The following is a 25,325-nucleotide window of genomic DNA, read 5'->3' on the forward strand; positions in this document are numbered from 1 at the left end:
GCTCCCCTACCGATCACTGCTCCTGCAGGATCCCATAGCTTCGGTAGTATGTTTATGCCCGATTATTATCCATGCCGGACCGCTCGACTAGTGAGCTGTTACGCACTCTTTAAATGAATGGCTGCTTCCAAGCCAACATCCTAGCTGTCAAAGCAGTCCAACCGCGTTTTTTCAACTTAACATACATTTGGGGACCTTAGCTGATGGTCTGGGTTCTTTCCCTCTCGGACATGGACCTTAGCACCCATGCCCTCACTGCTGATTAACATTTTATAGCATTCGGAGTTTGTCAGGAATTGGTAGGCGGTGAAGCCCCCGCATCCAATCAGTAGCTCTACCTCTATAAAACTATAAATCAACGCTGCACCTAAATGCATTTCGGGGAGTACGAGCTATTTCCGAGTTTGATTGGCCTTTCACCCCTACCCTCAGGTCATCCCAAGACTTTTCAACGTCAACGGGTTCGGTCCTCCACTTTGGGTTAACAAAGCTTCAACCTGCCCAAGGGTAGATCACACGGTTTCGCGTCTACTCAAACTAACTAAAACGCCCTATTCAGACTCGCTTTCGCTACGGCTCCGACTCTAAAAGTCTTAACCTTGCTAGTTAAAGTAACTCGTAGGCTCATTATGCAAAAGGCACGCCGTCAGTCCGAAGACCTCCGACCGCTTGTAAGCGTATGGTTTCAGGTTCTATTTCACTCCCTTATTCAGGGTTCTTTTCACCTTTCCCTCACGGTACTGGTTCACTATCGGTCTCTCAGGAGTATTTAGCCTTATGGGATGGTCCCCACAGTTTCATACAGGGTTTCACGTGCCCCGCACTACTCAGGATACCACTATCTGTAACTGTCTTTACTTATACCGGGCTATCACCGTCTATGGCTACTCTTTCCAAAGTATTCTAATTCATAAAGCACAAAATGTCGTGGTCCTACAACCCCAGCAATGCCGTAACATTACTGGTTTGGGCTAATCCGCGTTCGCTCGCCACTACTAGCGGAATCACTATTGTTTTCTTCTCCTCCGGGTACTTAGATGTTTCAGTTCTCCGGGTTTGCCCCATTTCTGGTGATATATCTTCAATATACCGGGTTGCCCCATTCGGATATCTACGGATCAATTCTTGTGTGCAGATCCCCGTAGCTTTTCGCAGCTTATCACGTCCTTCATCGCCTCTGAGAGCCTAGGCATTCCCCATACGCCCTTAATTAGCTTATTGTACTTATTGCTCTTTTAAGGGCTTATGTATAAAATACATAAACCTTTATATTATAATGAGTTAATCATATTATATTCATATTCTTGCGTATATAACCGGCTAGGTTACATACGACTTCTCGTATTCTTTAATTATTTCCCAATATGTCAATGAACGTTTTCCCATAATCAGTATAAGATCTATGTAACTAAAAACGTATTGCACTCTCGTGAATCCTGTGTTTTTAAAAACTATATCCTTTATACCTAAGGATGATAACTACTATAAAGTAACTATCTTGGTGGAGAATATCGGAGTCGAACCGATGACCTCCTGCGTGCAAGGCAGGCGCTCTAGCCAGCTGAGCTAATCCCCCATTTTTATGAAATTCCGATGATGACATCAGTTTTCGAATGACGAAGTAATGATTCTCAACTTCTAAAATTTCCTTCAAAATGTAATACAATGAACATCACGATTTATTAAGCTTTCGCGAAAGCACAACTAACAATCAAACATATCTTTTAAAATATGCCTAGTTATTAACCAGTAGTCTCAGGCAGACTCGAACTGCCGACCTCTACATTATCAGTGTAGCGCTCTAACCAGCTGAGCTATGAGACTGTAATTAAACAATCTATAGTTGTTAAGTAATAGTCTTAAGTAAAAAACTCAATACTAAAGTCTAACTACTATTTACTTGTTTATTAAAATTAAATCGACAGCTATTGAAAACTAAAACCTATTTTGACCTTTCGGTCGTAAGTCGTTTGCTGTGTATTACTGGTATTGTTACATATAAATACATAACGCACAATAACAGGGACAAGCTCTAGAAAGGAGGTGTTCCAGCCGCACCTTCCGGTACGGCTACCTTGTTACGACTTAGCCCTAGTTACCAGTTTTACCCTAGGCCGCTCCTTACGGTGACGGACTTCAGGTACCCCCAGCTTCCATGGCTTGACGGGCGGTGTGTACAAGGCCCGGGAACGTATTCACCGGATCATGGCTGATATCCGATTACTAGCGATTCCAGCTTCATGGAGTCGAGTTGCAGACTCCAATCCGAACTGAGATAGGGTTTATAGATTCGCTCCTGGTCGCCCAGTGGCTGCTCTCTGTCCCTACCATTGTAGCACGTGTGTGGCCCAGGACGTAAGGGCCGTGATGATTTGACGTCATCCCCACCTTCCTCACGGTTTGCACCGGCAGTCTGGCTAGAGTTCCCGACATTACTCGCTGGCAACTAACCACAGGGGTTGCGCTCGTTATAGGACTTAACCTGACACCTCACGGCACGAGCTGACGACAACCATGCAGCACCTTGTAAATTGTCCGAAGAAAAAACTATCTCTAGTCCTGTCAATCTACATTTAAGCCCTGGTAAGGTTCCTCGCGTATCATCGAATTAAACCACATGCTCCACCGCTTGTGCGGGCCCCCGTCAATTCCTTTGAGTTTCATTCTTGCGAACGTACTCCCCAGGTGGGATACTTATCACTTTCGCTTAGTCACTCAGCCCGAAAGCCAAACAACTAGTATCCATCGTTTACGGCGTAGACTACCAGGGTATCTAATCCTGTTCGCTACCTACGCTTTCGTCCATCAGCGTCAATATATTGTTAGTGATCTGCCTTCGCAATCGGTATTCTATGTAATCTCTAAGCATTTCACCGCTACACTACATATTCTAACCACTTCACAATAATTCAAGACATACAGTATCAATGGCAATTCTATGGTTGAGCCACAGACTTTCACCACTGACTTATATGCCCGCCTACGGACCCTTTAAACCCAATGATTCCGGATAACGCTTGCACCCTCCGTATTACCGCGGCTGCTGGCACGGAGTTAGCCGGTGCTTATTCTTATGGTACCGTCATCAGTCTACACGTAGACCTTATTCTTCCCATATAAAAGTAGTTTACAACCCATAGGGCAGTCTTCCTACACGCGGCATGGCTGGATCAGAGTTGCCTCCATTGTCCAATATTCCTCACTGCTGCCTCCCGTAGGAGTCTGGTCCGTGTCTCAGTACCAGTGTGGGGGATCTCCCTCTCAGGACCCCTATCTATCGTAGTCTTGGTAAGCCGTTACCTTACCAACAAACTAATAGAACGCATAGTCATCTTATACCGCCGAAACTTTAATGTCCAAATGATGCCATTCAAACATACTATGGGGTATTAATCTTCGTTTCCAAAGGCTATCCCCCAGTATAAGGTAGATTCTATACGCGTTACGCACCCGTGCGCCGGTCGTCAGCAAGTAGCAAGCTACCTCTGTTACCCCTCGACTTGCATGTGTTAAGCCTGCCGCTAGCGTTCATCCTGAGCCAGGATCAAACTCTTCATCGTGTATTGTAAATAAATTTAACTCCTCACGACTCGAAATATCTGGTCAATAATAAACTTCTAGTTTTCAAATTCTTTGTAATAATACCCGAAGGTATTAATACGCGCTGTCAATTCAATAAATCAATGAACTTTCTCTACCACTATTAATAGCAGAAAACTCTTGCAAATGCTAAGGATTCGAACCTCAAATTAGAATAACTAATCTTCCAAAACATCTCAATAAAAACTTTTGAACTTCGCTAGATATATTACTGTTTCTCTAAGCGGGTGCAAATATACAACTGTTTTTTAAACTCACAACTTAATCTTAAAAATAATCGAAAATTTAATTTTCAACCTCTAACACTAAGTAACAATCGCAATGAACATAACTCCCAAATAACCTCCAGTTGTTAGCGGCTGCAAAACTACAACCTTTTTCCTAATCACAAACTATCTTTTGAAAAATAATTTGAAGAAATAAAAACAAACTTTTTGAAGACATTTAAAAGAACAACCGCTTGCTGTTAAGCGGGTGGCAAAGATACACCGAAGTTCTAATCTGACAAGAATATTCTTAAGAAAATTTTAAGGAAATATGCAACTCGCTGTAAATACAAGAAGTAGCTTTTAAAATAACTTAAATGACACCTCAACAACCATAAAAGAACTCTATTTTACAGTCCATAAACTTAAAGAAACTAGCAATTCCTACCTCAGCAAACATCAAATAGCTGCAAAAACCACCCTAGATATTTTCGCGAAAGCGATACAGGGTAATTATACCATATAATAGGTATGCTATTACTCTACTCCTTTCTCCTTCCACTTATCTGATAATTCTAAAAACTCAAAGTCTAAAGCGCTAGGCTGTGTTTCTAGAATTCTTGATTGAAAAGAGCGTTGCAGTATATCTTCTATAAGGAAATCTTCTTCCTCGTTTACTGGATCAAACTCTCTCTTAAGTGATATGTCAAAAGCACTGGCGGTAGTATTGTACCAGAATGCTCTCCAACCGCTACGCAACCTCTTTATCAATTCGAATGCTGTCTCGCCTGTTTGACGGTGTATGAGCTTAATAAGTATTTGTCCTTCGGTGCGTGTGAGTTTCTTAAGCTCTGCCGAAAATTCTCCTTCTAAATATTTATGAATGATTTTTGTGTACTTCTTTCTTGCGCGTTTACCCTCTATAGAATCTAATCTACTATTTAATTCCACAAGCCTATCTGCAGCAAGTTTTGCGTAAGGAAAAACCTTTCTGGTTTTTCGGCGTAATATTAAATAGCGTCTGCGGTCTTCTTTGTTATCAAATTTTAATCTTTTAAAAACGATAACCTCATTAAGATCTATAGCGCTCCTTGGGATGGTGTCTCCCTGAATGATGTAATATTCAATTGCTACCTCTGTCGAATCTACAGGAGTTTCTTGGGCTTGAGCAAACCCTGCTATGAATACTATTATATATAGAAGATTATGTATGCGCATCTTTTTCTTTCGCTTTAAGCTAAAATCGTTCCAAAATTAGGTATTAGACCTCTATAACGTTATAAACTCTTGGTTAATATTCTTACTTTTAAAGAAAATATTATTCTATGGCTTCAAAAAGCATTTTAAATAAAAAGTCTCTAGACTTTCTCGAACGTTACCTCAACAACGCTGCTCCTACTGGTTATGAGTGGGACGGTCAAAAGTTGTGGATGGATTATCTCACTCCTTATGTAGATGAATTTATCACAGATACCTATGGAACTGCAGTTGCAGTAATTAATCCAGACGCAAAATATAAAGTAGTAATAGAAGGACATGCAGACGAAATATCTTGGTATGTAAATTATATAGCAGATAACGGACTTATATATGTAATACGTAATGGCGGTAGTGATCACCAGATTGCTCCCTCTAAGATTGTAAATGTGCACACTAAGGATGGCATTGTAAAAGGAGTTTTTGGGTGGCCAGCAATTCACACTCGCGATAAGTCTAAAGAAGAAGCTCCAAAACCTGATAACATTTTTATAGATGTAGGCGCAGCAGATAAAGAAGAAGTTGAAAAAATGGGCATATTTGTGGGCTGTGTAATCACTTACCCAGATACGTTCCATGTTTTAAACGGAAATAAATTTGTGTGCCGTGCGATAGATAATCGTGCAGGTGGCTTTATGATTGCAGAAGTTGCTAGACTACTTCATGAGAATAAAAAGACCTTACCTTTTGGTCTTTATATTACAAATTCTGTACAAGAGGAAATAGGGTTACGTGGGGCACAAATGATTGCAGAGCGCATCAAGCCTAATGTGGCAATCGTTACAGATGTAACTCATGACACCACAACGCCTATGATAGAGATGAAAAAGCAAGGACATGTAGAACTAGGTAAAGGACCCGTGATCGCTTATGCTCCTGCGGTACAGCAAAAGCTACGTGATCGTATTACAGAAACAGCCGAAAAGAATAAACTTCCTTTCCAGAGAGCTGCACTTTCTCGTGCTACGGGTACAGATACAGATGCATTTGCTTATAGCGGTAGCGGCGTAGCCTCTGCCCTTATATCACTACCATTAAGATATATGCACACTACTGTAGAAATGGTGCACCGTGAAGATGTAGAAAATGTGATTAAACTTATATATGAAACGCTACTTACTATAGAAGATGGTGAGACATTCTCTTATTTTGAATAATCCGCTTTCGCGAAAAATTGAAATAAAATAACCCGTTCAATCATATTGAACGGGTTATTACTTTTAAAACTCTGAAGAATCCTCTATGGAATCCACTTCTTCTCAAAATTAGGTGCTCTTTTTTCTAGAAAGGCATTTCTACCCTCTACAGCTTCGTCTGTCATATATGCAAGACGTGTCGCTTCTCCGGCAAAAACTTGTTGCCCCACCATGCCATCATCTGTAAGGTTCATGGCAAACTTGAGCATCTTTATAGAGATAGGTGATTTGGCAAGAATTTCTTGCGCCCACTCGTATGCAGTATCTTCTAGCTCTGCATGTGGTATTACGGCATTTACCATTCCCATCTCATAAGCTTCCTGCGCAGAATAGTTTCTACCTAAGAAGAAAATCTCTCTTGCTTTCTTCTGCCCTACCATTTTTGCGAGGTAAGCACTTCCATAACCACCGTCAAAAGAAGTTACATCTGCATCTGTCTGTTTAAAAATTGCGTGCTCCTTACTTGCAAGTGTTAGGTCACAAACTACGTGCAGGCTGTGCCCTCCTCCCACTGCCCACCCTGGAACAACAGCAATTACTGCCTTAGGCATAAAACGTATAAGACGTTGCACTTCTAGTATGTTAAGTCTATGATATCCATCCTCTCCTACATATCCTTCTTTACCGCGAGCTTTTTGATCACCACCAGAGCAAAAACTATATACACCATCCTTAGATGATGGCCCTTCAGCAGATAGAAGTACTACACCTATAGATGTATCCTCATTTGCATCATAAAAGGCATCATATAATTCCTTTGTAGTATTAGGTCTAAATGCGTTTCGCACATCTGGCCTATTAAATGCTATTCTCGCTACTCCATTACTCTTCTTATAAGTAATGTCTTTGTATTCTTTGGCTGTTTGCCAGTTTGGCTTATCCATAAAATGCTATTTTAGCGTAAAAATAATTCTTTATTCCTAGACCGATGAAAAAAGTAGTACTAAGTGTGATGGTTGTTTTTGCTTTCGCGAAAGCGTACTACGCACAAGAAGTTACCACCGCTCCCTATATTTTTACAGATACTATTGATTTACAAGCTACAGCTGTTATAAGTCAAGGCGTCACTGGAACCTGCTGGAGCTTTAGCACATCTTCTTTTTTAGAAAGTGAAATACTTAGACTTACAGGCAAGAATGTAGATCTGTCTGAAATGTATTTGGTAAGGAATATATATCCAGAAAAAGCAGATAACTATATAATGAGACAAGGAGGCGCACAGTTTTCTGAGGGTGGGCTTGCTCATGATGTATTACATAGTGTAACAAAGTATGGATTAGTTCCCGACGCTGCTTATACTGGACTTGCTGACACAAAAGAAACTCATAATCATGCCGAAATGGTAGCAGTGTTACATGCTATGCTAGACACCTACGTCGATAATCCTGGGCGCACCTTGAGCAAAAAATGGAAAGAGGCCGTGAACAAAGTGCTAGATGTGTATCTAGGAGAAAACTTAGCTACATTTAATTATAATGGTAAAACTTATTCTCCTAAAGAGTTTGCGAGAGAAATGAAAGTAAATCCTGAAAACTATGTGACGCTTACTTCTTTTACGTACCATCCATTTTACACTTCATTTATACTTAATATTCCTGATAACTTTTCAAATGGATCAATGTACAATCTCCCGCTAGATGAATTTATAAGTAATATAGATCACGCACTAGACAATGGGTTTACAGTTACACTTGACTGTGATGTGAGCGAACTCACATTTTCTTCAAAACATGGTGTAGCCGTGATTCCTTCTCATGATGAGAATAAGAGGATTGCCGTCTTAGGTCCAGAACTAGAAAAAACAATCTCTCAAGAGTATAGACAAGAGGAGTTTGAAAACTACAACACTACAGATGACCACCTAATGCATATCACAGGGAAAGCAACCGATCAAAATGGAACTGTTTACTATAAAGTAAAAAATTCATGGGGAACAGATCCCGCAAAGACTACTTATGATGGTTATGTGTATATGAGCGTTGCTTATATGAGATTAAAAGCTATTTCTGTACTACTTCATAAGGAAGGGCTTTTAAAACAAACTTCAAGAAAAATTACTTTTTAAAATCGACAAAGTGACATGTATCATCGATTAATTACATACATAAGCTAAACCGCAGTAATATAGTAACTTACAATCCCAAAAATTGTAATTCAAATTATCTTTGAGCCATCAACAACAAGCTATTAAAGTCGATGAGTATAAGGGAATTAAAGTCTTTAGAAGAAATTGAAACTATATATCATCTAGATATCGGGTCTGTAACTATGTTTAAAAATTATCTTGTTACAGAGTTTAAAGAAGGTGTACTACTTGACACAAAAAATTATCAATACCTGGCATCACTTATAAAAGATCATTTTGAACATTTAGACACATTTGGATATATATCTAATAGACTTAACGCATACGCTGTTGTTCCCACAGCGCTTATGAATACTGAGCCTTTTAATATCCCTAAAGCGAAGGTTGCTATTGTAAGTTATAACGAAACTAGTAAAAGGTCTTCCATTTTTGAAAGCAAATTTTATCCGTTTAAGCCAGAAATATTTGACAATTTGCCTAATGCAGTTGCATGGGTAACTAGGGATGAGCTTATCACTAATTGCTAACCAACTAATTAAAAACATCCATATATAAAAAACAGCAGGCAGCTCTATGAGCTGCCTGCTGTTTTTGTTACTTATTTAAGGAAACTTAATCTATAAGATGTATTCCATCCTCCTTTATTAGGATTTTACGATCTCTGTATAAAGTTCCTATTGCCTTTTTAAAACTCTTTTTACTTAAACCTAATTGGTTCTGTATATCTACCGGATCAGATTTATCATGTAAAGGCATGAATCCGTCATTTGCTTGAAGTTCGTCAAAGATATACTGCGCATTAGGCTCTATACTTTTATATCCTTCTTCTTGAAGTACTAAGTCTATTTTTCCATCTGGGCGTATTTTCTTTACCCATGCTTCAAGTTTATCACCAGTTCTTATATCCTCAAAAATATCTTCCTTATATATAAGACCTTTATGTTTTCCATCTACAATTGCGTTGGCACCGCGCTCTGTAATGTGTGAAATAATCACCTCTACTTTATCAAATTTCTTTACCTCAATATTATCGTTAGATAAATACTTCATGGTTTTACTTGTTGCTGCAAGACGATTTGTTTTTGCGTCTAGATACATATACACGATGTACCAGCTACCTACTTTCATAGGTCTAGCTTGTTGAGCAAAAGGCACGAAAAGTTCTTTCTCAAGACCCCAATCTAAAAATGCTCCTACTTCATTTACCGCAGTACATCTTAAATAACCAAAATTATTGAGCTCTATGAACGGCTTAAGAGTTGTCGCTACCGGTCTTTCTTCATGATCTAGATAAACATACACGTTAAGTTCATCCCATATTTTATATTCTTCTGGAACATATTTATTGGGTAACAAAACATCATCTCCTGCTTCATTAGAAAGAAAAAGCCCAGGCTCTGTCTCTCTATCTATTCTCATTATATGGTACTTTCCTATATCTAACATAATCTTAATTAAAGTGCAAAAATACGATTACTTAAATTACAAACAACCATCTACTATAGACTTAATCTATAGGGTAGAAAACAACAAAACTTTAAGCACAATGTCAAATACAAATTAAGTAATTTAATAGTTACCTCATAAAAAAACGCCTTGAGGGTAAGTCAAGGCGTTTTTAGATATTGTAAGAGTAATCTATTTGTAAACAGACTCTTTCTTAAAGTGCTTTGCTAGCATATAGTATACTACTGCACGGTATTTATTACGATTAGACTTTCCGTATGTTTCAAGAACACTATCGATAGCCTTATCTAAGTCTGCGCTATCTGCAAGACCTAGCTTTTTTATTAAGAAGTTATTCTTAACAGTAGCGATTTCAGAATCAGAACCTCCAGAAACTGTAGATGAGTCTTTATTATAGATAGACGGTCCACAACCTATTGTTACTTTTGTAAGGAAATCCATATCTGGAGTTACTCCACATTTGTTCTTTAAATCATCTGCATATTTGGCGATGAGTTCTTCTCTTTTGCTCATAATTGTATTGTTACTAGTTTATTTAATTCTTTATTACATCTTAAAGATAAACAAAAAGTTAAACTATCCTTAAAAAAGATCACTTGATAAAGTTAAAGTAATCAAGTAGTACTTTATCGTTGATTTTGCGCGGTGTGAAGATTTCAAGCAACGCAGGTTTATCATTTGATGCATATAACTCCGCTTTCGCGAAAGCACAACTCTCCTCACTATCTGCTTTCAAGTATTTGAAATTATACATCTCACATAACTTCTCTGCCGAAAGGTCGTGCGTAGTTTCAAAAAACTCATCAAAGTTATCTGTGTTCTTATCCTTATTAGGAAGAATACGGAAAATACCTCCTCCACTATTGTTTATAACGATGATTTTAAAATCTTGCGGAATATTCTTATTCCAGAGCGCATTACTATCGTAAAAGAAACTTAGCTCTCCTGTGATAAATGTAGTTGGCTTTGCACTTACCATAGCAGCACCTATTGCAGTACTCGTGCTTCCGTCTATACCACTAGTTCCTCTATTACAATAAACCTCAAGCGTTTTATTTATATCAAATAGCTGGGCATATCTCACAGTACTACTATTACCTAGTTGTAGCATTGAGTGATCTGGAATCTCACTGAGAATATGGTCAAATGCTTTAAAGTCGCACCATTCCATTTGGTTGATATACTCTGTATGTAGTACATCACGTTTTTCTCGTATAGTAAGCCATTCCTGTTGGTAAACACTCTTAGTGTATGAAGTGTGCTCTCGCAAGTTTTCTAAAAAGTGGGAAGCCAAAGTTTCAAAATGTTTATTAAGACAGAAATAAGTGTCATAAGCTTTCTTTACATCTACGTGCCAGTGCTGCTGTGGCTGATAATTTCTAAGAAAAGCTTTTACCTTTTTTGAAACTACCATTCCTCCAAAGGTTAATAGAATATCTGGTTGCAATGCTTTGAAACCGTCATCATCTAGACTGCCGATTATGTTATCTATGCGCGTAAAGAAATTAGGGTGAGAAACATTTGATGTAGTCTCTGTAAAAACAATAACACTAGGATCATAACCTAGCATATCAAGTAATGATTGTTCCATTACATTAGGCCCTTGTACACCAATTATTACAAGCTTACGTGTTGCATTATTCCAGCTATCCATATAGGGTCGTAACTCGTCTAAAGATAGCTGACCAATAATCTTATGAGGTGCTACTTCTATAGGTTTTGCTATCGCCACATCTGTCATTTCATACAAAGGCTCGTAAAAAGGGACATTAATATGTACTGGGCCAGATTGTTCAATGGCTATATTAAGCGCTTTATTAATCTCTTGATCATTATGTCGCTGACTCTCCTTTATTTTCTGAGCAACCTTAGTATCTGTAACCTCATTTACAGGCACTAATTCGGAATATAAGTTTGCCGAATATAAAATGTGATTTTCAAAAACGTTCTTTTGTCTTATCGTTTGTCCATCACCTATATCTATACGTTCTATAGGTCTATCTGCGCTTATAGCAATGAGCGGGATATCACTATAAAAAGCTTCAGAGATTGCTGGATAGTAATTGAGTAAAGCACTTCCTGAAGTACATACAATAGCCACAGGCTTTCTAGATTGTTGTGCAATTCCTAAAGCTACAAAAGCAGCACAGCGCTCATCTACAATGCTGTATGCTTTTATGTTTGGATTTTTTGTAAACTCAATAGTGAGCGGTGCGTTACGGGACCCTGGAGATATGATAACCGTATCAATTCCTTTACTTAAGCAAAGGTGAACGATAGATTGTGCTACAGGAATTTTAGAGTGAATCATTAGTAACAAAAATACGATTTCTACCATTTAGAATTGAGCATCTATAATCAGGAATTATAGAAAATTTGAGATACTATGTCTCTCAAATAGCACACTTCATATTACGTAGTACGCAGTACTTTTGCTACAGTTTGCAATTTATTTACGGTTTCCTCCCACTCTGCTACAGCATCACTTGATGCTGTTACTCCGCCACCTACATATAACTGCGCTCCACTAGCATCTACTTCCATACATCGTAGGTTTACAAATAAGTGTGTATGCTTTTTTATGGCGCTATAGGCAAGATTCTCAACATTCCTACGTGTGCTTGCTCTCTTTTTTTCTGTTTTATAATTAAGTTCTCCTAAGAAACCTGTGTAATAAGAACGAGCATATCCCTCATTATTGAGGATAAATTCCTTTGCTTCTTCTTTTGGTAGTCCGCAAACGGCTGGTGTAGGATGCAAAGCATTTATAACAGCAGCTATGCTAGTTTCATTTTCATTGATGATTGCAGAAATATCTGTCTTGAGGTGTAGCAAAGTTCCTGCTTGCTGGGTCGTAACATCAGAAACTTGAAGATCTTTTACAAGCGTCGATAGATTTTCGACAATAGAATCTGTCACAAATTGTTGTTCCTCTTGTTCTTTTTCTCCCCAGACCACATCAGAACTAGCGCTTGTTTTCTGAGTTCCAGCTAGCGACATTGTATGCAAACGTCTATTATTTATAGATAATAATGTTTCTGGCGTAGCTCCTAGCCATAGACCTACATTAGGGTGATACCAGCAATACACAAACGCGGTCTTATAAGTCCCAAGTAATCGCTTGAATATCTCAACAGGAGACTCATAATTATGTGGTATGTTTTGCTTTCGCGAAAGCACAACTTTCTTCATAGCCGTATCTGCTATGGCTTCAATTCCTCTATTTACTAGTTTAATATGAGCCTCACGATCCTCGTTTGTATGGTTAACTAAGATTGTTTCTGCTTCTAATAACATCTCATTTTCAAAGGAATAGAGTTCCATCACAAAAGACTCTTCGGCAGGAATTAAGACAGTCTCTGATGTTGATGCATCAAAAGGAGCAAACACAAAGCCACTTTCTGAGAAGTCATGTACTTCATGAAGAGTTTCATCATCTTGTAAAAGCGCATGAATCTTTTCTTCATTAGGTTTTCTGTACACTACAAATGGTAATGTACTTTCAAAATGCTCTTCGATATGTTCAAAAAAGTCTGTGCTATTCATTACTTCCTAGGCAAAGCGATTGTAGTCAGTTTACATTTTGAAATAAGGGCATCGTTTTCATCTACTACATCGATGTTCCAAAGCTGGGTGGTTCTACCTTTATGTATAAATGTAGCCTTTGCATAGACCATCCCCTCACGCTTACTCTTTACATGATTTGCCGAAATCTCTATACCTCTAATAGTATGCTCCTGGTTGAGAAACATAAAACTAGCAGCGCTCCCTACGCTCTCAGCAAGTGCAACCATTGCACCTCCATGCAACACTCCATCTGGCTGATGTACTTTTGGAGTTACAGGCATTTGTGCTACAAGAAAATCCTCTCCAAAATCTATATAAGTAATATCTAAGGTTTCCATTAAAGTGTTTTTACAACTCTCTGCTAGACGTACTAGGACTTCTTCTTTATTATTTTTCATATAAATCTTTAAAGCGAACAAATTATAGATACTTTCGCATATCAAATTTCGTTAATATTGAACACAAAACCCTCTATTATGATTAAAAAGACACTAGCTATCACATTACTTATACTAACATTTATCTCTTGTGATAAAATTGACGAGCTCACTAAGTTTGACATAGACTACACTACAAATTTTACCATACAAGCCACTACACTTCTAGGTACGCCGTTTGATATTGTCACTCCCGAGACCACAACAAACTCAGAGTCAGAATTTGAGAACAATAACACAAATTCTAATCTTGTAGAAAGCGTTAAGTTAACCACGTTGAGACTTGATCTTCAAACACCTGCTTCTGGTGATTTTGATTTCTTAAATGAGATTTTTATTTACATCACTGCAGATGGTCTTCAAGAGCAACTCATCGCTTCAAAAGTGGGCATTCCAGAAAATGGAGCTCGCTCACTAACGCTAGATATAGAAAATGTAGAGCTTGAAGAGTATATCAAGAAAGATTCTTACAGATTGCGCACAGAAACAACAACAGATCAAACCATCGAGTCTGATCATGAAATAGAGATCTATACTAAATTTAAAGTAGATGCAGAGATTTTAGGAGTATAATAACTCATAACATATCGCTTCTTAAAAAATGTGTCGTATTTTTAAATACAACACATTTTTTTTGATATGAAAGTAAAGACATTAGAAAACGAAAGAGCAAAATTACTTGCCTTAGAGAATTATCATTACAGTGATCTTCTTCCTCTATCACAAGAAGTAGACCTTAACGCTTATGGCGGTTCTGATATATCCACTGGACCTAAACTTACGGCCTATATCAAAGATGCAATCCAAAGGCGTGAGCTGGGTACAGCATTACCTTTTATTATTTTTGACAAAAAACTTTGCAAATTTGCTGGCTCCACACGTTATGGAAATATAGATGACGTCAATAAAATTATCCATATAGGATGGACGTGGCTTGGAGAAGATTTTCGCGGAAGCGGTCTTAACTTACATGTCAAGTTTCTCATGCTACGTTATGCTTTTGAAAAACTTCGTTATGAACGCGTGGAGTTTCGTATCGACGAGCGCAATATTCGCTCAAGAAAAGCAGTAGAAAAACTAGGCGCTACCTTAGAAGGTATCATGCGCAAGGATATTATTACAAAAAACGGTAGACGTCGTAATTCTTGTTGCTATTCAATTCTCAAAGAAGAATGGGAAGAAATCAAGAACACGCGATTTATTGATATACTGGATAGTAAAGAAGAGTAGGTTTTTTTAAAGTACGCTTTCGCGAAAGTGATCACCTACACCTCAACGTTTGTAAATTCAAATCTTACCATTCCATCATCGTCTATGGAAGTTAGCTCCACTTCGTGTAATGTATTTACAAGTTCTGGATTCCAAGGTGATTTTACTTTTACGTAATTTTCTGTAAACCCGTGAATGTAACCTTCCTTATTCTCACTTTCAAAAAGCACAGTACGCATACTGTTTAACTGAGACTCATAGAATGCTCTACGCATTTTGGCTGAAAGTCCTCGTAGCATTTTACTACGTTTACTTCTTACCTTTTTAGGCACTTCTCCTTCCATCGTAGCTGCAGGAGTATTATCACGTTCTGAGTATGTAAAGACATGAAGGTAAGAGATGTCTAATCCGGTAAGGAAGTTATAAGTTTCTAGAAAATCCTCATCTGTTTCTCCTGGAAAGCCTACGATCACATCTACACCTATACAAGCGTGAGGCATTACCTCCTTTATTTTAGCAACACGGTCTACATATAACTCGCGTTGATAACGGCGACGCATCAACCCAAGAATCTTATTGCTTCCACTCTGTAATGGGATATGAAAATGAGGCACAAATGTGCGGGACTTAGACACCACATCAATTGTTTCATTTTTAAGTAGATTAGGCTCTATAGAAGATATTCTTAAGCGCTCTATTCCTTCTACTTTATCAAGCTCTTGTACGAGTTCTAAAAAAGTATGCTCGTGCTTCTTGTTTCCAAACTCTCCTTTACCGTAATCTCCTATATTAACTCCAGTAAGTACAATCTCTTTTATGTCTTGCGCAGCTATTTTTGAAGCGTTATCAAGTACATTTTGTAATGTATCACTTCTAGAAATACCTCTAGCAAGTGGTATCGTACAATAGGTACATTTATAATCACAGCCGTCTTGCACTTTTAAAAAAGCACGAGTTCGATCTCCTATAGAATAAGAACTTACGTAAAAATCTGCATCTTGAATCTCACAAGCGTGTACTTCTCCACCTTCCTTAGATCTATCTGGATTATCTAGTAAATCATTAATATAACTAGTGACATTAAACTTCTCTGTCGCTCCAAGAACGAGATCAACACCATCTACAGCAACAAGCTCTTCTGGCTTAAGTTGTGCATAACAACCTACGGCGACAGTAACTCCTTCTGGATTTACTTTTTGAGCTTGTTTTACTATAGACTTAAAACGCTTATCTGCATTTTCTGTCACACTACATGTATTGATCACATAGACATCTGCAGGCTCAGAAAACTCAACTTTATCAAATCCCTCTTGCCCAAAACTACGAGCAATGGTACTAGTCTCTGAAAAATTCAGTTTACAACCTAGTGTATAAAATGCGACTTTCTTTTTAGAGGACATGTGATGATGATTTGTAAAAATTGCTCAAATTTTGAGGACTGCAAAGGTAACAAAAGAAGTAAAGAAAATATTGCTACTTATAACAACTAATCTTTGGTTGCTAAGAATTTGTTTCTAGCAGCAACGGCATCTTTAGTATAGTCGCTAAAAACTCCGTCTACTCCCGCCTCAAAAAACAGTTGATACTCGGTTGCTCCACTCTTATTATTACTCCACAAAGTATCTTCTTTTCTAAAGGTGTACGGATGCACTTCTAGCTTATGCTTATGTGCCAGCGCTACAAAATCTGTAGGGGCTAGCACCTCAACCTCTCCTTTGCTCGCCTTGCTATAAGAAATCACAAAAGCTTTCCAAGGACCTATTCCATCTGCATAGGTCGAAACAAACTTCATCCCTTCGGCTGCTGTAAAGTAGTTGTATGTACGAGCATCTTTACTCAGTATAAAATCATAAGGTTGTCCTTCTGGATCATAACTTCCATCTTCCTTGGTAAAGCGTAAATCTCCATTACTAGAGATTCCAGCCGCACCTATAAGTTGTATAAGCCGCACATCTGAACGTGCTGAAATGTATTGCAACGTACTCACCTCAAAACATTGCACAAAAATGGCAGAAGTTTTATCTAGATAACCAGCCTTTGTAATCTGATTAAGGAAGACATCTTCCATGGATAGTGCTACACTCTTATGAAAACTAGGATGCTTTAATTCTGGATAAATACCCACAAGATTTCCTGATTTGGTTTTGTTCGCTTTCGCGAAAGCGATAATTTCCTCAAACGTAGAAATCTCAAAGAGATCATCATACTTGTGAGTTCTCTCCTCCCAAGACTGCCTAGCTCGTAGTGTTTTGAGTTCACTAAGCGTGAAGTCAGATACAAACCAATCTGTCACAGACACACCATCAAGCATTTTGGTGGTTTTACGATCTGCATATTCTGGAAGTTCTGATACATTAGTCGTTTCAGAAATATAAGGCTCATGCCTAGCTACAAGAATCCCATCACTTGTCATCACAAGATCTGGCTCTATGAAATCTGCGCCTAGTTCGATTGCTTTTTTATACCCTTCCATCGTATGTTCTGGATATAAAAATTGTGCTCCCCTATGTGCAATAACAATAGGCGTATTATGAATTTGAGGTTGCTCCATGTGATTACAAGATAAGATGAGTATTGAAAATAAAAGTGTTATTCTTTTTAAACTAATCATGTAGACAAAGGTAGAATCTATTCCACAAAAAAAGGCGCAAATGATATTTGCGCCTTTTTTAAATGTTATAACTAAAGATTAGATTAATCTATTCTAGTGATTTTTGCTCCTATTGCTCTAAGACGCTCATCTATGTTTTCATATCCGCGGTCTATTTGCTCGATATTATGAATAGTAGAAGTTCCCTTTGCACTTAACGCTGCAATAAGCAATGAGATACCAGCACGTATATCTGGTGATGTCATTGTGGTAGCCTTAAGTGTAGACTGGAAGTTATGTCCAATCACAGTTGCACGATGCGGATCACAAAGTATCACTTTTGCACCCATATCTATAAGCTTATCTGTAAAGAACAAACGGCTTTCAAACATTTTCTGGTGAACCATTAGTTCTCCTTTTGCTTGGGTTGCCACTACAAGAATAATACTTAAAAGATCTGGCGTAAAACCGGGCCATGGTGCATCTGAGATAGTCATAAATGAACCATCAATGTATGATTCCACCTGGTAACCGTCTGTATGTGCAGGAATGTAAATATCATCATCTTTACGTTCTAAGGTAATCCCTAGTTTTCTAAAGGTATTAGGTATAACACCTAGATCATCCCAGCTTACATTTTTAATTGTAATCTCACTCTTAGTCATTGCAGCAAGACCTATCCATGATCCTATTTCGATCATGTCTGGTAATACTCTATGCTCACAACCACCTAGTTTTTCTACTCCTTCTATGATAAGCATGTTTGAACCTATCCCTTGGATATTTGCTCCCATGCGCACCATCATTTTACAAAGCTGTTGTAAATATGGCTCACAAGCTGCGTTATATATAGTTGTAGTCCCTCTAGCTAATACGGCAGCCATCACGATATTTGCTGTACCTGTAACAGATGCTTCATCTAGTAGCATGTATGCTCCTGTAAGTCCGTTAGGTGCTTCTACCCCATAAAAACGTTCTTCACGGTTGTAACGAAAAGTCGCTCCTAGTTTTATAAAACCTTCAAAATGTGTATCAAGACGACGACGACCTATTTTATCACCTCCTGGTCTAGGAATATATCCTTTACCAAAACGAGCTAGTAATGGACCAACAATCATTATAGATCCTCTTAAGCCACTACCCTCTTTTTTAAATTTCTCACTTTCTAGGTACTCAAGGTCAAGATCATCTGCTTGAAATGTGAACTCACCCTTGGCAATTTTCTCCACCTTTACTCCCAGATTTTGCAAGATCATGATGAGCTTGTTTACATCTATAATGTCTGGCACATTACTTATGGTTACTTTTTCAGGAGTGAGTAATACGCCACATAAAATTTGTAATGCTTCATTTTTTGCTCCTTGTGGTTGAATGTCTCCTTTAAGCTGGTGACCTCCCTCGATCTGAAATGTTGCCATAGTTTATTAGGAATATTTTTAGTAACGCTTTTTGCGGTTATTGTTGTTATTATTATTTTTTGAGTAACTTCTCTTCTTGATTGGATTATCTGCAGCTTTTGCTTTTTTATTTGCTCTTATTAACCTGTCAGAATCTCGTAACTCTTCGTCGCGTTCTTTAAGATTAATCTCACCATTACTTAACTCAAATAGATGATCAAATATTACATCGTCATCTACAGTGTCCTTGTTCCAATTTAAGAAACACTTTTTCATGTGATTTGCAATAGTCATTGCAAGTCCCTCGCGCATATCTCCTTTATCCCAGCTTACGGCTACATCAATCATACGTTTGATGTTGTTACCGTAAAAACGATATTTAGGATGGTTTTGCGGATATTCTAAAGGCTCTGGACGCTCTGCAAGCTCCTCCCTAGATGGTTTACCATATGGCGACTCAACATCTAGTTGAAAATCAGACATTATAAATAGCTGATCCCACAACTTATGCTGAAAATCTGGTACATCACGCAAGTGAGGTTGCAAATTCCCCATTACTGCGATAATCGCTTTAGCTGTTTTGTTACGCTCTTCGGCGTCTTCCATTGCCGTCGCATCATTTACCATTTTCTGTATATGGCGCCCATACTCGGGAATGATGAGATGAACTCTCTCCGTGTTGTACTCTAATTGATCTATCAATTGTAAAAAATTAAGTGAAGTCGTCCTTTAAGTAAAGACATGTGCAAAATACTAAAATTTGTCTAAACGCATCTAGTCTTTAGTAAATTGATAACATAACAATAAAAAAAAGCCTCTTATTGTGTTCTTGAGATGATTTGGGCGTGACCACAAGGGTCGGGCGCTACGCTTTTACGCTTCGGCTCCTTGCGCTATCGCTTCATGAGCCTGCAGGGTAACTACTGCGATCCCTCACGCGGAGTTAGTAATGCTACAAAATAGTGGTGATTAATAACATTTTCGCGAAAGCGTATACCTCTTACAATGAAATAACGCCTTCTATCTTACCTACTTCCTTGTACTTTTCTATCACAACATCAGGATTATCTAGACGCACGTTAATTGAAACGCTTGTGTACTTGCCTGTGCGAGAGACATTTTTCTTTATTACAGCTCCTAGATGGTCAAAGAGCCCTTCAATTTGCGCTTCTTTCTCTGCATTTGCAGGCACAATAAACTTGTACAAATAAGGTGCAGGCCAGCTAGAAGTTTCTTCTAGTTGTGTCTTTAATTTTTTATAAAACTCTTCTGGATTTCTATCTAAACTCATGGGTGTCTATTATAATACAAAGGTACATAAATCACGTTCTTTGTAGTTTGCTTAATTTTGCTAAAAAGACTACCATTTTTATGCCAAAACGTATACTTCTCATAGGAGGGCCATCTACCGGGAAAACAACATTACTTAACCACCTAGAACAACTAGGGTATCCCTGCCTTGAGGAAATCTCAAGACAAGTAATAAGTCAGGCTCAAAAGGAAGGTGTGGACCAGTTGTTTCTAGAGAAACCTTTGTTGTTTTCTGAGCTTCTAAGAGATGCTCGCATAGAACAGCACAAAGATGTAGATACATACATCACAGATACTGTTTTTATAGACCGAGGGATTCCTGACACTGTGGCATACATGGACTTTATAGGACAAGAATATCCTGAGGCTTTTGTTCAGGCTTGCAAGACGTATACTTATGATATCGTATTCATCTTACCTACTTGGGAGAAAATACACAAGGTAGATCAAGAACGCTATGAGACTTTTGAACAAGCTCAAAAAATAGAAAAACACCTTGTACAGACGTACCAAAACTATGGTTATAACCCTATAGTGGTACCTATGTCACCAGTAGAGGATAGAGCAGCATTTATTTTAAAAACACTAGCTCTTGAGTAATCAAGCGCAAGACATATTACAACAATACTGGGGTCACTCCATCTTTAGACCACAACAAGCAGAAATTATAAAGAATGTGCTTGCTGAGAATGATAGTATTGCACTATTACCCACAGGTGGCGGGAAGTCTCTATGCTATCAACTACCTGCGTTATTACTAGACGGGATTACGATTGTGGTATCACCACTTATCGCTCTTATGAAGGACCAAGTAATGACTTTGCAAGAAAAAGGTATCAAAGCCCTCTCTATCACGAGCGGGATTTCTTTTAGCGAGCTAGACACGCTACTCGATAATTGTATTTATGGCAACTACAAGCTTTTATATCTCTCACCAGAGCGATTACAACAAGAGCTTGTAAGAGAACGTATTAAACTTATGAATGTCTCTCTTATTGCGGTAGATGAGGCTCATTGTATTTCTCAATGGGGACATGACTTTAGACCCGCATATAGAGAAATCTCAAAATTACGTGCTCTCAAGCCTACCGTGCCATTTATAGCGCTTACTGCTACAGCAACACCTAAGGTATTAAAGGATATCACAGAGCAGCTAGAATTACAAGATCCGCAGTTATTTAAAACTTCTTATCACCGCCCTAACCTCACATATAATGTAGTGCAAGCTACAGACAAGTTCTACCAGCTAGAATCTATCCTTGCAAATACAAGGGCTAGTGCTATTGTATATGTGCGTAATAGAAAGGCTACACTTAATACTGCACACTTTTTAAAAGGTAGAGGCATCTCTGCTACTTCTTACCACGGAGGTATGTCTCGTGATGAACGTCACAAACAATATCTCGCATGGCGAAATAACAAAGTACAAGTCATGGTAGGCACAAGTGCCTTTGGGATGGGAATTGATAAAGCAGACGTAGCTACAGTAGTGCATTTAGAAATCCCTGATAGTATAGAAAATTACTTTCAAGAGTCTGGAAGAGCTGGAAGAGCAGGACAAGAATCACAAGCTGTACTCCTTTATAATGAAAATGACGAGGTACGACTAGAAAATCAATTTATTAAAGTGATTCCTCAGGTAGCAGATGTAAAAAAAATATACAAGCACCTCAACAACTACTTTCAAATCTCTTACGGCGAAGGCCAAGAGACACTGCATCGATTTAACTTTAGCGAGTTTTGTGCAACCTATAAGCTGCACACTATCCTCACATTTAACGCGCTTCAAGTGCTGGATCGCAATAGCGTGATAAGCTTATCTCAAGAGTTTACAAAACGTGCAACTATCAATTTTAAGGTAAATGATTTTGCGCTTTCTTACTATTTGATTCGTAATAATCAGCTGGATGATGTGGTTAAGGCTGTTCTTAGAACGTATGGAGCCGTTTTTGAACAAGTCACAAATATCAACTATAGCATCGTAGCTACAAAAGCTAGCAAAACTATAGAACAGGTGCACCAAGTCCTGCTTACACTTGAGAAAGATGATATTATAGATTATGAGCATCAAAATTATGATACCGCAATTACCTTCCTTGTCCCTAGAGATGATGATAGAACAATAAACGTTATCGCACCGTATATTAAAGCACAAGCTACGTACAAGAAGAATCAAGTAGATGCTATAAAAACATATCTCGCTACAGATACCGTTTGTAGAGCAATCCAACTTATGCAGTACTTTGACGAAACATTAACCACACCATGTGGAAAATGTGATGTATGTACAAATGCAACACACCAAGTTTCAAGAACTGCTATACACAGGGCTATTATTGATATTTTAAGAGAAGGCCCAAAAACTTCTCGCGAAATATCACAACTAGACTACCCACAACAAACCATAATTAATACGATTCGACTACTTTTGGATCAGAAAAAGATAGCCATCTTGGCAAATAACACCTACACCTTATTATGAGAGATTTACGCATAGTTTTCATGGGTACACCAGAGTTTGCAGTAACTATATTAAACGGTTTACTAGAAGAAGAATATAATGTAGTGGGAGTAATCACCGCACCAGATCGTCCTGCAGGAAGAGGACAGAAAGTAAGAGAAAGTGATGTAAAGGCATTTGCAAAGGCAAGAAACCTCAACATCCTACAACCTACAAACCTCAAAAGTGAGGACTTTTTAAAAGAATTAAAAGAACTCAATGCAAACCTACAGATTGTAGTTGCCTTTAGAATGCTTCCAGAAGCTGTATGGAAAATGCCAGCTTATGGAACCTTTAATTTACACGCATCACTCTTACCACAATATCGTGGCGCCGCGCCTATAAACTGGGCAATTATTAATGGAGAAACAGAAACAGGTGTTACTACATTCTTTATAGATGAAAAAATTGATACCGGTGAGATTATCTTACAAGAGAAACTCGCTATAGATGATAAGGAAAATGCTGGCGTATTACATGACCGTCTTATGATTGCAGGTAAAGAACTTGTAGTAAAAACGGTAAAAGCTATAGCGATAGATGAAGTAAGCACTTTTGTACAAGACTCCAGCAGAGAACTCAAAACAGCATATAAGTTACATAGTGAGAATACGAGAATAGACTGGGATGCTCCTCTTCAAGACATTTACAATCACATAAGAGGATTGAGTCCTTATCCAGCAGCTTACACAATGCTAGAAAATGGAGGAAAAGAGCAACGTGTAAAAATTTATAGCGCTTTCGCGAAAGCAGAAAAAGAGATGTTTATTCCATCTGGAGCAGTCACCCAAGTAGATGATCATCTAGCTATCGCAACGCCAGAAGGTTACATATGCATCACCGAAATACAACTTTCTGGGAAGAAAAAAATGGCCGTTAAAGACCTTTTAAACGGATACAAATTTGATAAAAATGCAAAAATGCGCTAAACCCTTGCTCCTATTGGTGTTAAGGGAATTATAAAAAGAGGCTGCCTTTATCAACAATTGGCTCGACTTATTAACAAAACCTCTCATTTCCCTTGCTATAGCTTGCGTAGGCAATTAATTCGGATAAATTTGTTAGGGAATTAAGCATTTAGCTTAACCAACAATTTAATTAATTAACAATTTACATTATGAACAAATCAGAATTAATTGACGGAATGGCAGAGCATGCAGGTATCACCAAAGCTGCAGCAAAAAAAGCATTAGAATCTTTCTTAGGAGATGTTGAAAAGACTCTTAAAGACGGAGGACGTGTTTCTCTTGTAGGTTTTGGATCTTGGTCTGTTTCTAAGCGTAACGCACGTGAAGGAAGAAACCCACAAACTGGAAAAACTATTAAAATTGCAGCAAAGAACGTAGTAAAGTTCAAAGCTGGATCTGAGCTTGCAACTTCTGTAAACTAGTCAGTTTTAACTGTTATATAAAAAACGGGTAGCTCACGCTACCCGTTTTTTTTTGTTTCCAACCGGCTTATATTGACAAAAGCAATCTTATTGGGAATCCATTAGTAATGAATAACCCTTTGATTATCTCGTGATTGTACTAGAGGTTTTTGGAAAATTTTCGCAAAAGCGTAACTATATCCTTTTTATATATAACAACTTATAAAAAAGAGTATGGCAAGTAGAAATGTAGATAAAGCCACTTTTTTAAGTTCTGGATCAAGCAATGCGTGTGCAGACGTACTTTTTACGGCAATCATATGCTTAACTAATGGTATAAAAGCGATGAGAGAGAGATAATCAATAATATGCGTTGCTGTAAGGAAAAGATAAGAAACCCAGCTTAAAAGCCCTACAAGGAATAAAATAGCGTGATACTTTTCTGCACCTGTGGCTCCCAAAACAACAGCAAGTGTGTTTTTACCTACGCGAGCATCTGCTTCACGGTCTCTCATATTATTAAGGTGTAACACCATAGTAGATAATGTACCTACAGTGAGCGCGGGAAGTATTTGTACAAAATTGATATACTGTGTAAATAAAAAGAAAGACCCCAGAACACCCACGAGACCAAAGAATATAAAAACAAAAACATCTCCTAGTCCTCTATAACCATAAGCACTTTTTCCCACTGTATATTTTATGGCAGATACGATAGCGGCAATTCCTAAAAGTAAGAATAAGATGGAGAGCAAAAAATGATCTACACCAAAAGAGACATAAATTAAGAGCAGTACAGTAATCACGGTGATAATCGATGTGATAATAATTGCCTTCTTAAGATCTTGTGCAGTTAGAAGTCCGCTTTGCATGGCTCTTGCTGGCCCTACGCGCTCTGCATTATCTGTTCCCTTAACGCCATCACCATAATCATTTGCATAATTAGATAAGATCTGAAATCCTAAAGTAGCGAGTATGGCTAGTATAAAAATACTCCAGTTAAAGGCGCCTTCTTGCAATGCGAGTCCGCCTCCTACAAGAATCCCAGCTATAGAAAGTGGTAAGGTACGAGGACGGGCGGCACTAAGCCAAACTTGGAATGAGGGCATATATTTTTTTAAGTGCGTAAATGT

Annotated in this window: 22 protein-coding genes, 2 tRNA genes and 2 rRNA genes (1 of these 26 cut by a window edge); 9 read left to right on the forward strand and 17 right to left on the reverse strand. The window is 38.2% G+C overall.

Annotated elements, in window-relative coordinates; all coding sequences use genetic code 11:
• From JM84_RS12405 to JM84_RS12425, 5 genes are all read right to left on the reverse strand, one after another.
• Positions 1–1,220: ribosomal RNA gene (locus JM84_RS12405) — 23S ribosomal RNA — on the reverse strand (it extends 1,607 nt beyond the left edge of the window).
• A gap of 279 nt (positions 1,221–1,499) precedes the next feature.
• Positions 1,500–1,576: transfer RNA gene (locus JM84_RS12410), tRNA-Ala, on the reverse strand.
• A gap of 174 nt (positions 1,577–1,750) precedes the next feature.
• Positions 1,751–1,824 (reverse strand) — tRNA-Ile (locus tag JM84_RS12415).
• 212 nt (positions 1,825–2,036) lie between these two features.
• Positions 2,037–3,560: ribosomal RNA gene (locus JM84_RS12420) — 16S ribosomal RNA — on the reverse strand.
• Together the 16S and 23S rRNA genes with 2 tRNA genes alongside form the textbook arrangement of a ribosomal RNA operon.
• Before the next feature lie 783 nt (positions 3,561–4,343).
• Positions 4,344–5,024: a DUF4294 domain-containing protein gene (locus tag JM84_RS12425; RefSeq protein WP_013751650.1), complete on the reverse strand. Its 681-nt coding sequence runs from the start codon at positions 5,022–5,024 to the stop codon at positions 4,344–4,346.
• A 107-nt stretch (positions 5,025–5,131) separates the two neighbouring features.
• Between JM84_RS12425 and JM84_RS12430 the strand changes: the two genes are divergently transcribed.
• On the forward strand, positions 5,132–6,220 hold the full coding sequence (locus JM84_RS12430) for a M42 family metallopeptidase (protein ID WP_013751649.1): 1,089 nt from the start codon (positions 5,132–5,134) through the stop codon (positions 6,218–6,220).
• An 83-nt stretch (positions 6,221–6,303) separates the two neighbouring features.
• Here the strand turns inward: JM84_RS12430 and JM84_RS12435 are convergent, their stop codons facing one another.
• Positions 6,304–7,143, reverse strand: coding sequence for a 1,4-dihydroxy-2-naphthoyl-CoA synthase (locus JM84_RS12435; RefSeq protein WP_108876591.1), 840 nt, complete (start codon positions 7,141–7,143; stop codon positions 6,304–6,306).
• Positions 7,144–7,187: 44 nt separating this feature from the next.
• Between JM84_RS12435 and JM84_RS12440 the strand changes: the two genes are divergently transcribed.
• Complete coding sequence (locus tag JM84_RS12440; protein WP_144784594.1) at positions 7,188–8,324, forward strand: C1 family peptidase; 1,137 nt, start codon at positions 7,188–7,190, stop codon at positions 8,322–8,324.
• Between the two features lie 131 nt (positions 8,325–8,455).
• A complete protein-coding gene (locus tag JM84_RS12445; RefSeq protein ID WP_144784596.1) occupies positions 8,456–8,872 on the forward strand; it encodes a hypothetical protein in 417 nt (138 codons plus the stop codon).
• Positions 8,873–8,957: 85 nt separating this feature from the next.
• Here the strand turns inward: JM84_RS12445 and JM84_RS12450 are convergent, their stop codons facing one another.
• The 5 genes from JM84_RS12450 to JM84_RS12470 form a co-directional block, all read right to left on the reverse strand.
• A complete protein-coding gene (locus JM84_RS12450; protein ID WP_144784598.1) occupies positions 8,958–9,791 on the reverse strand; it encodes a S1 RNA-binding domain-containing protein in 834 nt (277 codons plus the stop codon).
• A gap of 192 nt (positions 9,792–9,983) precedes the next feature.
• Entirely contained in the window at positions 9,984–10,325 is a 342-nt protein-coding gene (locus JM84_RS12455) for a DUF2853 family protein (protein WP_013751644.1), read from the reverse strand.
• 79 nt (positions 10,326–10,404) lie between these two features.
• Positions 10,405–12,123, reverse strand: a complete 1,719-nt coding sequence (menD, locus tag JM84_RS12460) for a 2-succinyl-5-enolpyruvyl-6-hydroxy-3-cyclohexene-1-carboxylic-acid synthase (protein WP_186439129.1) — start codon at positions 12,121–12,123, stop codon at positions 10,405–10,407.
• A 101-nt stretch (positions 12,124–12,224) separates the two neighbouring features.
• Positions 12,225–13,358, reverse strand: a complete 1,134-nt coding sequence (locus JM84_RS12465) for a chorismate-binding protein (RefSeq protein WP_144784602.1) — start codon at positions 13,356–13,358, stop codon at positions 12,225–12,227.
• Entirely contained in the window at positions 13,358–13,777 is a 420-nt protein-coding gene (locus JM84_RS12470; protein WP_144784604.1) for a PaaI family thioesterase, read from the reverse strand. Before JM84_RS12470 ends, JM84_RS12465 begins: the two co-directional genes overlap by 1 nt.
• A gap of 78 nt (positions 13,778–13,855) precedes the next feature.
• On the opposite strand from JM84_RS12470, the gene JM84_RS12475 reads away from it, so the two are divergent.
• Complete coding sequence (locus JM84_RS12475) at positions 13,856–14,389, forward strand: hypothetical protein (RefSeq protein ID WP_144784606.1); 534 nt, start codon at positions 13,856–13,858, stop codon at positions 14,387–14,389.
• A gap of 66 nt (positions 14,390–14,455) precedes the next feature.
• The gene (locus JM84_RS12480) at positions 14,456–15,046 is read left to right on the forward strand and encodes a GNAT family N-acetyltransferase (RefSeq protein WP_144784608.1); all 591 of its coding nucleotides are present in this window, start codon (positions 14,456–14,458) and stop codon (positions 15,044–15,046) included.
• Positions 15,047–15,081: 35 nt separating this feature from the next.
• On the opposite strand, the gene mtaB is transcribed toward JM84_RS12480, so the two are convergent.
• From mtaB to JM84_RS12505, 5 genes are all read right to left on the reverse strand, one after another.
• Positions 15,082–16,425 (reverse strand): tRNA (N(6)-L-threonylcarbamoyladenosine(37)-C(2))-methylthiotransferase MtaB, encoded by a 1,344-nt coding sequence (gene mtaB, locus JM84_RS12485; RefSeq protein ID WP_144784610.1) that lies wholly within the window; start codon positions 16,423–16,425, stop codon positions 15,082–15,084.
• An 86-nt stretch (positions 16,426–16,511) separates the two neighbouring features.
• Complete coding sequence (locus JM84_RS12490) at positions 16,512–17,576, reverse strand: glycerophosphodiester phosphodiesterase (RefSeq protein WP_261375747.1); 1,065 nt, start codon at positions 17,574–17,576, stop codon at positions 16,512–16,514.
• 143 nt (positions 17,577–17,719) lie between these two features.
• Positions 17,720–19,033: a UDP-N-acetylglucosamine 1-carboxyvinyltransferase gene (gene murA / locus JM84_RS12495; protein WP_144784613.1), complete on the reverse strand. Its 1,314-nt coding sequence runs from the start codon at positions 19,031–19,033 to the stop codon at positions 17,720–17,722.
• Positions 19,034–19,051: 18 nt separating this feature from the next.
• Positions 19,052–19,714, reverse strand: coding sequence for a DUF4290 domain-containing protein (locus JM84_RS12500; protein WP_013751635.1), 663 nt, complete (start codon positions 19,712–19,714; stop codon positions 19,052–19,054).
• A gap of 298 nt (positions 19,715–20,012) precedes the next feature.
• Positions 20,013–20,303 (reverse strand): DUF493 family protein, encoded by a 291-nt coding sequence (locus JM84_RS12505; protein WP_144784615.1) that lies wholly within the window; start codon positions 20,301–20,303, stop codon positions 20,013–20,015.
• A gap of 80 nt (positions 20,304–20,383) precedes the next feature.
• On the opposite strand from JM84_RS12505, the gene JM84_RS12510 reads away from it, so the two are divergent.
• The 4 genes from JM84_RS12510 (at position 20,384) to JM84_RS12525 (ending at position 24,213) form a co-directional block, all read left to right on the forward strand.
• Positions 20,384–20,923: an AAA family ATPase gene (locus JM84_RS12510; protein WP_144784617.1), complete on the forward strand. Its 540-nt coding sequence runs from the start codon at positions 20,384–20,386 to the stop codon at positions 20,921–20,923.
• Complete coding sequence (locus JM84_RS12515; protein WP_144784619.1) at positions 20,916–22,805, forward strand: ATP-dependent DNA helicase RecQ; 1,890 nt, start codon at positions 20,916–20,918, stop codon at positions 22,803–22,805. The genes JM84_RS12510 and JM84_RS12515 overlap by 8 nt, the downstream gene beginning before the upstream one ends.
• Positions 22,802–23,752 (forward strand): methionyl-tRNA formyltransferase, encoded by a 951-nt coding sequence (gene fmt, locus JM84_RS12520; protein ID WP_144784621.1) that lies wholly within the window; start codon positions 22,802–22,804, stop codon positions 23,750–23,752. The genes JM84_RS12515 and fmt overlap by 4 nt, the downstream gene beginning before the upstream one ends.
• Positions 23,753–23,940: 188 nt before the next feature.
• The gene (locus tag JM84_RS12525; protein ID WP_013751630.1) at positions 23,941–24,213 is read left to right on the forward strand and encodes an HU family DNA-binding protein; all 273 of its coding nucleotides are present in this window, start codon (positions 23,941–23,943) and stop codon (positions 24,211–24,213) included.
• A gap of 185 nt (positions 24,214–24,398) precedes the next feature.
• On the opposite strand, the gene menA is transcribed toward JM84_RS12525, so the two are convergent.
• Complete coding sequence (menA, locus tag JM84_RS12530) at positions 24,399–25,301, reverse strand: 1,4-dihydroxy-2-naphthoate octaprenyltransferase (RefSeq protein ID WP_144784623.1); 903 nt, start codon at positions 25,299–25,301, stop codon at positions 24,399–24,401.
• Positions 25,302–25,325 lie beyond the last annotated feature (24 nt).

The organism is Dokdonia sp. Hel_I_63, assembly GCF_007827285.1.
Taxonomy (GTDB): Bacteria; Bacteroidota; Bacteroidia; order Flavobacteriales; family Flavobacteriaceae; genus Dokdonia.